13 protein-coding genes are annotated in these 13,066 nt (G+C 73.3%); 8 read left to right on the top strand and 5 right to left on the bottom strand.

Annotation, left to right across the window (positions count from 1 at the left end; all coding sequences use genetic code 11):
- The first annotated feature begins 112 nt into the window (after positions 1–112).
- Together AMIR_RS09545 and AMIR_RS40915 are read left to right on the top strand one after the other, a co-directional pair.
- Positions 113–871 carry a DUF6544 family protein gene (locus AMIR_RS09545; protein ID WP_015800741.1) on the top strand — a complete coding sequence of 253 codons (759 nt, stop codon included), beginning with the start codon at positions 113–115 and terminating at the stop codon, positions 869–871.
- A gap of 10 nt (positions 872–881) precedes the next feature.
- Complete coding sequence (locus AMIR_RS40915) at positions 882–1,544, top strand: hypothetical protein (protein ID WP_015800740.1); 663 nt, start codon at positions 882–884, stop codon at positions 1,542–1,544.
- A 408-nt stretch (positions 1,545–1,952) separates the two neighbouring features.
- Here the strand turns inward: AMIR_RS40915 and AMIR_RS09535 are convergent, their stop codons facing one another.
- Positions 1,953–2,225 (bottom strand): GlsB/YeaQ/YmgE family stress response membrane protein, encoded by a 273-nt coding sequence (locus AMIR_RS09535; protein WP_015800738.1) that lies wholly within the window; start codon positions 2,223–2,225, stop codon positions 1,953–1,955.
- Positions 2,226–2,453: 228 nt separating this feature from the next.
- Here AMIR_RS09535 and ppk2 point away from each other — a divergent pair, with 228 nt between their 5' ends.
- Both ppk2 and AMIR_RS09525 read left to right on the top strand, forming a co-directional pair.
- A complete protein-coding gene (gene ppk2 / locus AMIR_RS09530; protein ID WP_222840717.1) occupies positions 2,454–3,380 on the top strand; it encodes a polyphosphate kinase 2 in 927 nt (308 codons plus the stop codon).
- 128 nt (positions 3,381–3,508) lie between these two features.
- Positions 3,509–4,471, top strand: coding sequence for a sigma-70 family RNA polymerase sigma factor (locus AMIR_RS09525; RefSeq protein WP_015800736.1), 963 nt, complete (start codon positions 3,509–3,511; stop codon positions 4,469–4,471).
- A gap of 54 nt (positions 4,472–4,525) precedes the next feature.
- Here AMIR_RS09525 and AMIR_RS09520 read toward each other — a convergent pair whose 3' ends face one another.
- Together AMIR_RS09520 and AMIR_RS35430 are read right to left on the bottom strand one after the other, a co-directional pair.
- The gene (locus AMIR_RS09520; RefSeq protein WP_041836673.1) at positions 4,526–4,951 is read right to left on the bottom strand and encodes an Imm1 family immunity protein; all 426 of its coding nucleotides are present in this window, start codon (positions 4,949–4,951) and stop codon (positions 4,526–4,528) included.
- Entirely contained in the window at positions 4,942–5,670 is a 729-nt protein-coding gene (locus tag AMIR_RS35430; protein ID WP_015800734.1) for a DddA-like double-stranded DNA deaminase toxin, read from the bottom strand. The genes AMIR_RS09520 and AMIR_RS35430 overlap by 10 nt, the downstream gene beginning before the upstream one ends.
- Before the next feature lie 186 nt (positions 5,671–5,856).
- Between AMIR_RS35430 and AMIR_RS09510 the strand changes: the two genes are divergently transcribed.
- Positions 5,857–7,395 (top strand): UDP-N-acetylglucosamine 1-carboxyvinyltransferase, encoded by a 1,539-nt coding sequence (locus tag AMIR_RS09510; RefSeq protein WP_015800733.1) that lies wholly within the window; start codon positions 5,857–5,859, stop codon positions 7,393–7,395.
- A 57-nt stretch (positions 7,396–7,452) separates the two neighbouring features.
- On the opposite strand, the gene AMIR_RS09505 is transcribed toward AMIR_RS09510, so the two are convergent.
- Positions 7,453–8,481: an NAD(P)/FAD-dependent oxidoreductase gene (locus AMIR_RS09505; RefSeq protein WP_015800732.1), complete on the bottom strand. Its 1,029-nt coding sequence runs from the start codon at positions 8,479–8,481 to the stop codon at positions 7,453–7,455.
- A 252-nt stretch (positions 8,482–8,733) separates the two neighbouring features.
- On the opposite strand from AMIR_RS09505, the gene AMIR_RS09500 reads away from it, so the two are divergent.
- A complete protein-coding gene (locus AMIR_RS09500) occupies positions 8,734–9,975 on the top strand; it encodes an SGNH/GDSL hydrolase family protein (protein ID WP_015800731.1) in 1,242 nt (413 codons plus the stop codon).
- A 562-nt stretch (positions 9,976–10,537) separates the two neighbouring features.
- Positions 10,538–11,020 (top strand): DUF4383 domain-containing protein, encoded by a 483-nt coding sequence (locus AMIR_RS09495; RefSeq protein ID WP_041837533.1) that lies wholly within the window; start codon positions 10,538–10,540, stop codon positions 11,018–11,020.
- A gap of 197 nt (positions 11,021–11,217) precedes the next feature.
- On the opposite strand, the gene AMIR_RS35425 is transcribed toward AMIR_RS09495, so the two are convergent.
- Positions 11,218–11,631, bottom strand: coding sequence for an OsmC family protein (locus AMIR_RS35425; RefSeq protein WP_015800729.1), 414 nt, complete (start codon positions 11,629–11,631; stop codon positions 11,218–11,220).
- Positions 11,632–11,863: 232 nt separating this feature from the next.
- Between AMIR_RS35425 and AMIR_RS09485 the strand changes: the two genes are divergently transcribed.
- Positions 11,864–13,012 (top strand): glycosyltransferase, encoded by a 1,149-nt coding sequence (locus AMIR_RS09485; protein WP_015800728.1) that lies wholly within the window; start codon positions 11,864–11,866, stop codon positions 13,010–13,012.
- Positions 13,013–13,066: the final 54 nt, after the last annotated feature.

The following is a 13,066-nucleotide window of genomic DNA, read 5'->3' as shown; positions in this document are numbered from 1 at the left end:
TCTGCGAGACCGCAGCTCCCGCGCCTGCGGCCGAAGGTCCCGCCGAACGGGGCCCCTTGGTCTCTGACCGCCCGTTCGGCCCAGCGGCACCCTGGGTGGTGGAGGTACGACCATGCAGAGCACAGCGACCCAGCCGGCGGTCACCGCAGCCGACATCGCCCACCTGCCGTCACCCGCCCAGCGCTACCTGGAGTTCACCGGCGTGCTCGACCGCCCGCTCGACGTCGGGTTCGAGGCTCACTTGAACGGGTGGCGCAGGCAGCGGCCCGACCAGCACTGGACGCCGTGCCGCACGCACCAGCGCAGCAGCGCGGAGGATCTGAGCCGGGTCGTGGAGAACAAGGTCGGCAGGCTCGTGCAGACCACGGACGTGCTCAGGGGCGGGCACGTGGAGCGCAGGTCGACGGCGCTGCGGGTGTTCACGGTGGCGCGGGAGAGCGGGCCGGAGCACGAGGCGAACGAGCTGGTGGCGTTCCTGTGCGACGCGGTGCTGCTCGCGCCGTCCATGCTGCTGTCGCTGGACGTGCTGTGGAAGCCGGTGTCCGACGAGGCGTTCGACCTGGTGCTGGCCGGCGGCGGGCGCTCGGTGCGGGCGCGGGTCGTGGTGGACGAGCGCGGCGCGGTGCGGGAGTTCACCTCCAACGACCGGTGCGCGGAGCTGCCCGAGGGGCTGGTGCGGACCAGGTGGTCGGCGGCGGTGGACGACGGCTGGTTCCTGGACAGCGACCGGATGCGGCCGAGGCGGGTGCTGTCGGTGTGGCACCTGCCGACCGGCGAGTTCGCGCACGCCCACTACGACCTGACCCGCTGCGAGGTCGTCTGCGCCACGGGGGAGGGACGCCGGATTCCCCGGCCCCGCGTGGGCGATTAAGTTCCCACGAATGGACGATGTCGTGCTGTGGCGGCCCACCGGGCAGGCCGAGCTGGACCTGGTGGCCGGTTCGGGGTGGCGGGAGTGGCCGCCCCGGCTGCCGGAACAGCCGATCTTCTACCCCGTGGTGAACCGGGAGTACGCGACCAGGATCGCTCGCGAGTGGAACGCCTCGGGCGCGGAGGGGGTCGGGTACGTGACCCGGTTCGCGGTGGAGGGGGAGTTCCTGGCGAAGTACCCGGTGCAGTCGGCGGGCGGGAGCGGCATCGACGAGCACTGGGTTCCCGCGGAGGAGCTGGAGGAGTTCAACCGGCACGTGGTGGGGCGGATCGAGGTGGAGGCGGAGTACCGGTCGGGCGTGGACGCCTCCGGGGTGGCCGGACTGCCCGCCGCGTGGGTCGACTACCTGGGCGGGGCGTCGTGGCTGCGGCGGGGGCTGCGGCCGTCGGGCGAGTACCTGAGGCTGTACGGGCCGGAGGAGATCCGGGAGGTGCGGCCGGGGTTGGTGGTCGGCGAGCTCGGGTCGGACGGCTGGCTGGCGTTCGACCTGGAACGCCCGGCGAACCCGCTGGTGGTGGTCGGCGGGCGGGACCTGGCGCCGGGGGCGGCGGAGTTCGTGGCGATGGTGGAGGACGGGACGCTGGCGTGGAACGCCGAGGAGAGCTGGTACTGAGGTAGGACCCAGGGGCTCGGCGGGGAGGCCCTGATGGAGACCCCACGTGGCGCGCGCCCCCGACCGCGCCCACGTGCGCAAGGAGAACCGCCCCCGGTCAGTGGTTCCGGGGGCGGTTCGCTACGACTGGGGGTGGTCGCGCTGGGCGATGACGTGCAGATCGGGGCAGTCGAGGGGCGCCTGCCCGCCGTTGGCGACGACCGCGGCCAGGACAGCGCGCACCACCAGGGGAACCTCCTGGTCACCGGGCGCCCCACCGTTCTCACGCCCCCGCGCACCAACCCCCGGAAGTTCACCCTTCCGACTTAAACCGAACCCCCCGAATTAACAATTCCACCCCACCCGCCCAGCGCACACCAAAAGACCCCGCCACACCGGGCGGGGTCTTTAGGAGGATTGCGTCGGGTGTTACCCGTGGACGCGGCGACCGCGGCTGGTCACCACGTGGTAGATGGCGAGCACGATCAGCGAGCCGAGAATGGCCAGGAGCCAGGTGCTCAGGTCGAAGAAGCTGCCGATGCCGGTGCCGAACAGCGCACTGCCGATGAACCCGCCCAGGATGGCGCCGACGACGCCGAGAAGCATGGTCACGATGATGCCACCGGGGTCCCTACCGGGCATGACGGCCTTGGCGATGGCGCCGGCGATGAGACCCAGAACGATCCAACCCAGGATGCCCACTGTGCTGCTTCCTTTCAATCAGCCGCCGCGCCGTAACGGATGGTGCGGCGCGCTTCGTCGTCGTACTGCTTGCTGAGCCGAGGATGCCCCGCTGGGCGCGCTCCCACACCTCTTCGCGAAAAAACTTCAGCCGTTTTTCCGACCCCGCCAGCGGGTACACCTGAACGTGTGATTGCCCAGTCTGCTCGCGCGAAATCCCTCTTCCCCGAGCTGGAGGAAGAGCTCGTCGTGGACTACGAGGACGGCGACGACCCGGTCCTCCTGCGCGCCGACGGCTCCGAGGTCGACACCTGGCGGGAGAACTACCCGTACCGGGAGCGGCTGGACCGGGCGCGGTACGAGCTGCAGAAGCGGTTGCTGCAGATCGAACTGCTCAAGCTCCAGTACTGGATCAAGGACACCGGCCAGCGGATGGTCGTGCTCTTCGAGGGGCGCGACGCGGCGGGCAAGGGCGGGACGATCAAGCGGTTCACCGAGCACCTCAACCCGCGCGGCGCGCGCGTGGTCGCGCTGGGCAAGCCCACCGACCGCGAGCAGGGCGAGTGGTACTTCCAGCGCTACGTCAACCACCTGCCCACCGCCGGTGAGATGGTGCTCTTCGACCGCTCCTGGTACAACCGCGCGGGCGTCGAGCGCGTGATGGGGTACTGCTCCGACGAGGACTACGAGCGGTTCCTTCGGCAGGTGCCGCAGTTCGAGCGGATGCTCGTCGACGACGGCGTGCTGCTCGTGAAGCTCTGGTTCTCGGTCTCGCGCGCCGAGCAGCGCACCCGCTTCCTCATCCGCCAGGTCGACCCGGTGCGCCAGTGGAAGCTCAGCGCCAACGACCTGGAGTCGCTGGACCGGTGGGACGCGTACACCGAGGCGAAGGTCGCGATGTTCCGCGCGACCGACACGGGGTATTCCCCCTGGACGGTGGTCAAGAGCAACGACAAGAAGCGGGCCAGGATCGAGGCGATGCGCAGCGTCCTCGCCAGGTACGACTACGCGGACAAGGACAGGGAGGCCGTCGGAGATCCCGACCTGCGCATCATCGGGGCAGCCGCCACGCTCCTGGAGGAGGGGGAGGACGAGTCCTCGCTGAGCCCCACGCCGATCGCGCCCATCCCCAACCCGGACCACGGTCCGGGATTGCACCCGGAAGACGGAACCTGACGTGGAATGAGCGCCACGGCAGGTGCGTTGACACCGTGGTTGCCCAGATCGGGCGCCCAACCGTGACCTCCGCGCGCCGAGCGCCACCAGCGCCCGCGCGCGGGGTGCGACCAGACAGGGAGACGGTCATGCCGCTGACGAAGCCCAACGCCGACCAGAGCCGTCGCCGAGCGTCGGAGCAGGCCGCCGACGCCGACCTGTTCGGCCAGTACCTGCGCCAGGTCGGCTCGACGCCGCTGCTCACCGCGGCGGAGGAGGTCGTGCTGTCCAGGCGCATCGAGGCGGGCGTGTACGCCGAGCACCTGCTCGCCGACACCGCCCCCACGCCCGCGCGCCGCCGCGCCCTGAACCAGGTGGTCGCGGACGGCCGGGACGCCAAGGACCACATGATCCGGGCCAACCTGCGCCTGGTGGTGTCGGTGGCGAAGAAGCACTCGTTCCGGGGGCTGCCGCTGCTGGACGTGGTCCAGGAGGGCAATCTCGGGCTGATCCGCGCGGTCGAGAAGTTCGACTACAGCAAGGGGTACAAGTTCTCCACGTACGCCATCTGGTGGATCAGGCAGGCGATCGAGCGCGGGCTGGCCGAGCAGACCAGGACGGTGCGCCTGCCGGTGCACGTGGTCGAGGAGCTGTCGAAGATCAAGAAGGCGGAGCGCAAGCTGCGCGCCGAGCTGGACCGCGAGCCGACGGTCGAGGAGCTGGCCGGGGCGACGGGCCTGCGCGCGCCGCGCGTGGCCGAGCTGCGCGACGCCGGGCGGGCCACGATCAGCCTGGAGACGCCGGTCGGCGACGAGGGGAGCGCCTCGGTGGCCGACCTGATCGAGGACGCGGACGCGGCGAGCGCGTACGACGCGGTGGAGCAGGCGGCGTTCTCGTCGGAGCTGCGGGCGCTGGTCGAGACGCTGCCCGCGCGGCAGGCGCTGATCGTGAGCAGGCGGTACGGGCTGACCGACGGCCGGGTGCACACGCTGCAGGAGGTCGCGGAGGAGCTGGGGCTCACGCGCGAGCGGATCAGGCAGCTGGAGAAGGAGTCGCTGCGGTTCCTGCGGGACCCGCAGCACAACCGAGGGCTGCTGGCCTGGGCCGGGTGAGCCGGGGCGGGCGGCGAGAGGCCGCGTCCGGGGCACCGGGCGCGGCTTCGGCGCTCACGTCATCCAGTCGGGCAGCGCGCGCCACCGCGGCTCGGTCGGCCGCTCGCCACCGGTGCGCATGAACTCGTGCGCGGCTCGGCGCACGACGTCGAGCGGGATCTCGCAGTCGGCGGGGTACTCGGTGTCGGACATCATGTAGTAGTAGAGGATGTGCTCCTCGTGCGGCTGGGGCGATTCCGGTGAACTCGTGCTGAGCCAGTTCTCCTCCCAGCCCTTGGTGTAGTTGAGCGAACCCAGCTGTCCGGCGGAGTTCACCCCCACCTCCAGCGACGGGCCGCCGGGATCGCCCGCGAGGTGCAGGTCCAGCAGGAGCCGCCCCTCCCGACCGGCCAGGACGTCCAGCACCCGGTCCAGGTCATCGGGGGTGGACACGATCTCGCCGTCGTCCTGCCCCTGGTCGTACCAAGCAGTCAGCTCCACCAAGGCCGTGCCCCTCCGGTGTAGCGGATCCGGGTGCGCGTCCCGTTCTCGTTGATCCCGTGCACGGTGAGTGTGCTCCCTTCGGGAAGCAGGATCGGCACCAGGGTGTCGCACCTCAGCGGGCCCCGGCAGGGCGTGTTGTTGATGACCACGGTGGCGTGGCGGATTCCTCTGGCAGCCATGTGGGCGGCCAGTTTCATCTCGACGTCGCTGTCGCGCCGCGTGGGCCCTGGCGCGCCCTTCCCCCGCAGCAGGGGGTTCACCAGGACCGACTTGTCGTCGCGCCCGCTGACGATCGGCCGCGCCTGCCCGTCGGGCCCGATCCACCGGCCGTGCGTCTTCTGCCCCGTGTTGGGGACCACGGGTGGCGGCAGTTCGCGGCGCAGCCGCTCGACCCGGTCCCACGGGACGGCCGGAGGCTCGTCGTCACCCGCTCCTCCCCCTTCGCCCAGCAGGGCCGCCCGCACGGCCTCCAGCCGCGCCGCGATCCCGTCCAGCAGCGGCCCCAGCTCGTCCCGGACGCCGTCCGCCACGCCCGCGAACGCGTCCAGCGCCCGCGCCGCGTCGCCCTCCAGCCCGGCCGCGCCCTCAAGCGCCTCCGCCAGCCCGGCGCGCGCCTCCCGAACCAGTACCCGCGCCGCCGCCAAGGCGTCCCGGCAGCGCCCCACCAGCTCCACGACCAGAGCCAGCCGGTCGGCGACCTCCCCGATCGACGCCACCGCACCGCCTCCCGGACGGCGAAGGCACGGACGTCCCCGACGCTAGGCCACCCCACCCGCCCCGCGCGGGTGAACCACCCTCACCCCGCCGAGCGAAGCCCGTTACACCATCCGGTGACATGCGACCCTCCTCACCAAACCCCCACCGCCCCCACGGCTATCTCACATGTGAGATAGCGTCCTCCCGTGACCAAGGATCTTGACCGCGACTACCTCACCCGCGTCGGCGGGCTCATCCGCGCCTCCCGCAGGCAGCGCGGGTGGAGCCAGGCCCAGCTCGCCACCGCGGTGTCGACCAGCCAGAGCGCGATCAACCGCATCGAGCAGGGCGGCCAGAACCTGAGCCTGGAGATGCTCTCCCGGATCAGCGAGGCCCTCGACTCCGGGATCGTCTCCATCGGTCAGCCCGCCCCCACCCACCTGCGGGTGACCGGCGGCCGTCGCCTCTCCGGCACCATCAGCGTCAAGACCAGCAAGAACGCGGGCGTCGCCCTGCTCTGCGCGTCGCTGCTGAACTCCGGTCGCACGGTCCTGCGCAAGCTCGCCCGCATCGAGGAGGTCAACCGCATCCTCGAGGTCCTCGGCAGCATCGGCGTCCGCACCCGCTGGCTGAACGACGACAACGACCTGGAGATCATCCCGCCGAAGCGGCTGGACCTCGCGGGCATCAACGTCGACGCGGCCCGCCGCACCCGCAGCATCATCATGCTGCTCGGCCCCCTCCTGCACCACGAGGAGCGCTTCGAGCTGCCCTACGCAGGCGGCTGCGCGCTCGGGTCGCGCACGGTCGAGCCGCACATGGTGGCGCTGCGCCCGTTCGGGCTGGAGGTCAAGGCCGCCGCGGGCAGCTACCACGCCGAGGTGGACCGCACCGCCCCCAAGCGCCCGATCGTGCTCACCGAGCGGGGTGACACGGTGACCGAGAACGCGCTCATGGCGGCGGCCCGCCACGAGGGCACGACGGTCATCCGCAACGCCAGCCCGAACTACATGGTCCAGGACCTGTGCTTCTTCCTGACCGAGCTGGGCGTGCGCATCGAGGGCGTGGGCACCACGACGCTGACCGTGCACGGCGTCGGCGCGGTCGACCAGGACATCGACTACGCCCCCTCCGAGGACCCGATCGAGGCGATGAGCCTGATCTCCGCCGCGATCGTCACCTCCTCCGAGATCACCATCCAGCGCGTGCCGATCGAGTTCCTGGAGATCGAGCTGGCGCTGCTGGAGGAGATGGGCCTGGACTACGACCGCACCGACGAGTACCCGGCCGCCAACGGCCGCACCCGCCTGGTCGACCTGGTCGTGCGCCCGTCCGCGCTGCACGCGCCCATCGACAAGATCCACCCGATGCCGTTCCCCGGCCTGAACATCGACAACCTGCCGTTCTTCGCGCTGATCGCGGCCGTGGCGCAGGGCTCGACCCTGATCCACGACTGGGTGTACGAGAACCGCGCGCTGTACCTGACCGAGCTGACCAAGCTCGGCGCGAAGGTCACCCTGATGGACCCGCACCGGGTGTACGTCGAGGGCCCCACGCACTGGTCCGGCGCCGAGGTGATCTGCCCGCCCGCGCTGCGCCCGGCCGTCGTGGTGCTGCTGGCGATGCTGGCCGCGAAGGGCACGTCGGTGCTGCGCAACGTGTACGTGATCAACCGGGGTTACGAGCAGCTGGCCGAGCGGCTCAACCAGCTGGGCGCGGAGATCAGCACCTTCCGCGACATCTGATCCACCGGCTGACCCTGGTGGGGGTCCGGCGACCGGTCGGACCCCCACCACACCCGGTCACAGCCCGTGCCGACGTCCGCCCGCGACGACCGCGGCCAGCCTGCGCTCCGCCTCGTGCGAGAACGGCTCGCGCAGCGCCGCCACGGCCGCCGCCGTCTCGTCGTTCACCAGCTCCCCGTTCAGCGCCGCGCCCGCCATCAGCCCGGCCGCCGCCGAGGTGATGACCTGCCCGGACAGGTCGGTGACGTTCCCGGCGATCCGCACGCCCGGCACCGCCGTGGCCCCGGCAGGGCCGGACGGCACCGCCGAGCCGATCACGTGCCCGTCCCGCACCTCGTCCACCGGGTGCAGCCCGAGCGGGGCGAGGAAGTCGGCCCGCGCCACGAACCTCGGGGCGACGACGAGCGCGTCCAGCGCCACGTCCCGGTCACCGGCCAGCCGCACCCCGACGAGCCGGTCTGCGACGCTCACGACCTGCTCCACGACCCCGTCGACGGTCTCGACCCCGCGCGCCCGCAGCTGCTCCTCGGCCAGCTCGCCCAGCGCGGGCCCGGTGTGCCGCAGCAGCACCACCCGGTCGCTGAGCTGCCGGAACAGCATCACCTGGTGCGCCGCCATGGGCCCGGTCGCCAGCACGCCGATGCGCTGGTCGCGCACCTCCCAGCCGTGGCAGAACGGGCAGTGCAGCACGTCCCGACCCCACCGCTCGCGCAGCCCCGGCACCTCGGGCAGCTCGTCCACGAGGCCGGTGGCGACCAGCACCTTCCGCGCCCGCACCACGCCCGAGGAGGCCCGCACCAGGAACCCGTCGCCGTCCCGCTCGACCGCGCCGACCCGCCCGGACACGATCCGCCCGCCGTACGAGACGACCTCGTCGCGGCCGAGCGCGAGCAGCTCGCGCGGCGGGAGCCCGTCGCGGGAGAGGAAGTTGTGCATGTGCTCGGCGGGCGCGTTGCGCGGCGCCCCCGAGTCGATCACCAGGACGCTGCGGCGCGACCTCGCCAGCGCCACCGCCCCGCTCAGCCCGGCGGCCCCGCCGCCGATGACCACGACGTCGTGCTCCTGCGTCCCACCCGTGTTCTCCATGCCGACGACTGTGCGCCCCGCCGTGCGCGATCGGCAAAGTTTTTTGCCGTATCAGCAACACCGCATCGGACCGCCCGACCCGCGCCGCCACCCCCGTCGAACACCCTTCGAAAGCCTCCGGGAAAACCCTCACCACCCTCGGGAAAACCACCGAAAGGGCTTTCCCGAAAACCCGCCGACTTCCTTGACCGCCGAACCGGAATCGTGCTCGGATCATTCCGGAATGCCCTTTTCCGCCCCGAGGAGATCCCCGTGCGCCTCCGCCGGACCGGCCCGCTGGCCGCCACGCTCGCAGTCCTGCTGACCTGCGCTTTAGTCCCGCCGCTAGCGGCCCAGCCCGCAGCGCTGCCCCCCACCGCGGTCGCGCTCGGCGACAGCTTCGTGAGCGGCGAGGGCGCGGGCGACTACCTCCCCGTCACCGACCTGAGCGGAACCCCGCAGACCTTTCCCGGGTGGTCCGCGCCGAACGGCAACGCGTTCTTCTGCCACCGCTCCGCGAACGCCTCCCTGTTCCGGGCCGACCTCCCCGGCATCACCCAGCGGGTAAACCTGGCCTGCTCCGGCGGCAGGCCCCAGGACGTCGCCGCGCCGTCCGCGTCCCGCCCGAACGGCCGCTCCGTCGCCTCCCAGCTCGACCAGCTGCGCGCCACCGCCCGCACCGGCGACGTCGACCTGGTGCTGATCGGCCTCGGCTCCAACAACAGCTCGTTCACCTTCGGCCAGGTCGCCGAGCTGTGCGCGAACCGGTTCATCGCGGACGCCTGGACCGGCTGGTGGGAGTTCTGGGCGGGCGACGTGCCGCAGCAGCCCTGCTACCCGGCCGACCTGGCCACCCCGGCGCAGCTGGCCGCCGCCACGGCCGAGACGGTCGCGGCCGTGCGGCAGGTGCTGGACGTGCTCGACGAGGTCGACGCGGACGGCAGGCACCGGGTGGTGCTCCAGGACTACACGAACCCGCTGCCCACCGACCTGGCCGCCCGCTACCACTCGGAGGACGGCCGCGACGACACCAGGGACAAGTTCCGGGCGCTGGGCGCGGAGCGGTACGCGGCGGGCTGCCCGATCCACCGGGCGAGCCTGTCCCCCGGCCACGCGTTCTCGGCGGGCCTGGGCGCGCTGGTGCGGGACGTGCACGCCACCCTGTCCGCCGAGCGGCCGGGCGCGGACCTGGTGCTGCTGGACGTGCAGCGGGCGTTCGACGGGGCGCGGCTGTGCGAGACCGACGCGGGCCCGGCGGGCGCGCTGGCCACGCCGATCCGGTTGCAGGACGGGCCGAGCGGGGTGCCGGTGACCGACCTGGCGGGCAAGGACAAGATCGACATCCAGCGGATCGCGCGCACCTGCGTGGACCTGTTCCAGACGTGCCAGGAGTCGTGGCACCCGTCGGCGGCCGGGCACGGCGTGCTGGGCGAGTGCCTGACCGGCGCGGCGGCGACCGCGAACCGGGAGGTGCGCTGCACGAGGTCACCCGCCGGGGTCGTCACGGTCGGCTGAACGGCCGTTTCCGCTCGTCCAGGCCGGGTACGCGGCGGGGATCGGACTTCACGACGGGCGAGGAGGTCGGGCCATGCCGGAAGAGGACGGGTCCCACGAGGACGGGCGCCGGGAAGGCGGACGTCGCGCGGGCGGTGCGCGGGCGGGCACGGGGACGAGCCGGGCGCGGCGGGAGGAGCGGGCGGGGGTCGTGCCGCCGCAGGACGTGGACGTGCCCCGGCAGCACCGGGAGGGACCGGACGGGGCGCGGGCGTCGGCTGACGCGGCCGAGGCGGGCGCGATCGGGTCGAGCACGATCGGGGCTGAAACCGGGGCGGGCACGACCGAGGCAGGCGCGAACGCGGCAGGCGCTGACACGATCGGGGCTGGCACCACCGGGACGAGCGCGTCGCACGCGAACGCCGGGCGCCCGGACCACCCCACCATCACCGGCGCCGCGCGCACCGGCTCCCCGGCGTCGACCGGCGCCTCCGGCCCGCCCCCGGCCCGCGCCGACACCCTGCGCGCGCGGGCCGCGCGGGCCAGGGCCAAGGCGCAGGTGGGCCCCGGCAAGCGTCCCGGCCTGGGCGGCCGAGGCCCCGGCCAGGCCGTCGCGCTGGGGGTGGGCGCGGTGTTCCTGCTGGTCGGCGTGCTCGGCTTCATCCCCGGCATCACCACCGGCTACTCGGAGCTCGCGTTCGCGGGCGCCCACTCGACCGCCATGCTGCTCGGCGTCTTCCAGGTGTCGGTGCTGCACAACGCGGTGCACCTGCTGTTCGGCGCGGCGGGCGTCGCGGCGGCGGCGAACCGGGGCGCGTCCAGGGCCTACCTGGTCGTGGGCGGTGGCGCGTACCTGGTGCTGTGGCTGTTCGGGTCGGCGGTGCACGAGGCCAGCGCGGCGAACTTCGTGCCGTTCAACGCCGCCGACAACCTGCTGCACCTGGCGCTCGGCCTCGGCATGGCGGCGCTCGGGATCGCGACGACCGCCGTCGAGCGGGCCAGGGGCGTCTACCCCGGACCGGAGCAGTTCGGCGAGGGCCAGGCGGGCGAGCAGCCGCACCGCTGATCCCGAGCGGGAATCTCGCCGATCCGGTGATTGGCCGCAGGGGTTGTCGGGTACCACGCTGGTGCCGCGTGCGCGCGTTCGATCGCGGTGAGGATCACCCCTGGTGGTTCGGCCGGAGTGGCGCGGTGCCGTTGAAGAACACAGCGCCCGCGCCGCTCCGGTTCCCTACCGGGTGACACCCGCCCGTCGGACGGGGATCACGCGACGTCGACCGGCCAGCCGCCCACCATCGGGCAGTGCGAGACCGACAGGTCGACCAGGTCCCGCCGCGCCGCCTCGTCCGCGACACCGGGCAGCTCGACCTTGAACCGCACCTCGAAGTCCAGCCGCTCCGCCCCGTCGTGCCGCAGCCCCACGGCCGCGCTCACCGAGCTCCCGGTGGTGCTGTGCCCGCCGCTCGCGGCCATCCGCACGACGGTCTGGTGCAGGCAGGAGGCGAGGGCCGCGGCGTACAGGTCCTCGGGCGCCCACCCGCCGCCCCGGCCGCCCAGGTGCGCGGGGAGCCCGGTGGGCAGCTCGCCCGACTCGGCGCCGTCCACCACCACCCCGGCCTCGGCAGCGGTGGCGATCGAGGTGTGCAGCTCGGCGGCGGTCATGCCTGCGCTGGTCATGCGTCGCTCCCTCCGTGTGGTGCGCGCGGGTTACCCCGTCCAGCGGTGATCGCAACCGTGCGTCATCACACCCGTGTGCGAGTTGCACCGGACGGCCGTTCGGTTACGGTTGGGTTGCGGACGGTTCAGCCCAGCAGCCGTTTCACCGGTTGGGTGAGGGCTGTCGTCTTCTTCGTGGTTCCTCTCTGCCCAGCCGGGCTCGCTAGTCGACCGGCAACCGAGAGGTGCACCCGTGAAGATCGCCCTGGTGTCCGAATCAGCCAACCCCCTGCACGCCGGAAGTGGCGGCGCGCTGCGGGTGCACGTGGCGGAACTGGCCGCCGCGCTCGCCTCGGCGGGCCACGAGGTCGTGGTGCACACGTCGGGCGAGGCCGGTCGGGAGGCCACGCGGGCGCGCGGTTACGAGGTGGTGGAGCTGTCGGCGGCGGCCCGCCGGGCGGCCGACCCGTCCGCGCACCTCGGCGACTTCGCCCGCGCGCTGGCCCGCCGCTGGCAGGACGACGCGCCCGACGTCGTGCACGCCCACGGCTGGACCTCCGGGCTGGCCGCGCTCCTGGGCGCCCGCCGCACGGAAACGCCCGTGGTGCAGAGCTTCCACACCCTCGCCGACCCCGGCTCCGACCCGCAGCGGGCGAACACCGAGCGCCTGGTGGGCAAGGAGGCCGCGGCGGTGATCGCGTCGAGCGCGGCCGAGCTGGCCGAGCTGGCGAGGCTGGGCGTGCCGAGGCGGCGGATCTCCGTGGTGCCGTCCGGGGTGGACCGCGCCCGGTTCGACCCGGAGGGCCCCGTCGCGCCGCGCTGGGCCCCGCAGCGGCTGGTGGCGGTGAACGACCTGGCCCCGGAGCGCGGGACCGAGGACCTGCTGTGGGCGCTGCGGTCGCTGCCCGAGGCGGAGCTGGTGGTGCTCGGCGGGGACGCGCGCGGCATCGACCGGGCTCGGGCCCGCGCCGCCGAGCTGGGCGTGGCCAACCGAGTGCGGCTGCCCGGCCGGGTGCGGCGCGAGGAGGTGCCCGCGCTGCTGCGCTCCGCCGACGCGGTGGTGCACGTGCCGTGGGCCGCGGACTTCGGGCTGGTGGCGCTGGAGGCGATGGCCTGCGGCGTCCCGGTCGTGGCGACGGCGGTGGGCGGGCTCGCGGACACCGTGGTGGACGGGGTGACCGGCGTGCTGGTGCCGCCGCGCGACCGGAAGGCCCTGGTCGGGGTGCTGCGGTCGCTGCTGGTGGACGACGCGCGCCGGGACGCGTACGGCATCGCGGGCGCGGACCGGGTGCGGGTGCGCTACCCGTGGGAGCGGGTGGCGCACGAGGTCGCGCAGGTGTGCGCGCGGGCGGCGGGCGTGGAGCTGGAAGTCGGTCCGGAGATCGTCGCCGAGGCGACCTGACGGGTCTCCCGCGCCCCCGCCGTCAGGACGCGGCGGCGGGGGCGCGGGTCCTGC

The organism is Actinosynnema mirum DSM 43827 (genome assembly GCF_000023245.1).
GTDB lineage: Bacteria > Actinomycetota > Actinomycetes > Mycobacteriales > Pseudonocardiaceae > Actinosynnema > Actinosynnema mirum.
The sequence above is the reverse complement of the archived record's forward strand: the minus strand, read 5'-3'. Positions and strand labels throughout refer to the sequence as shown.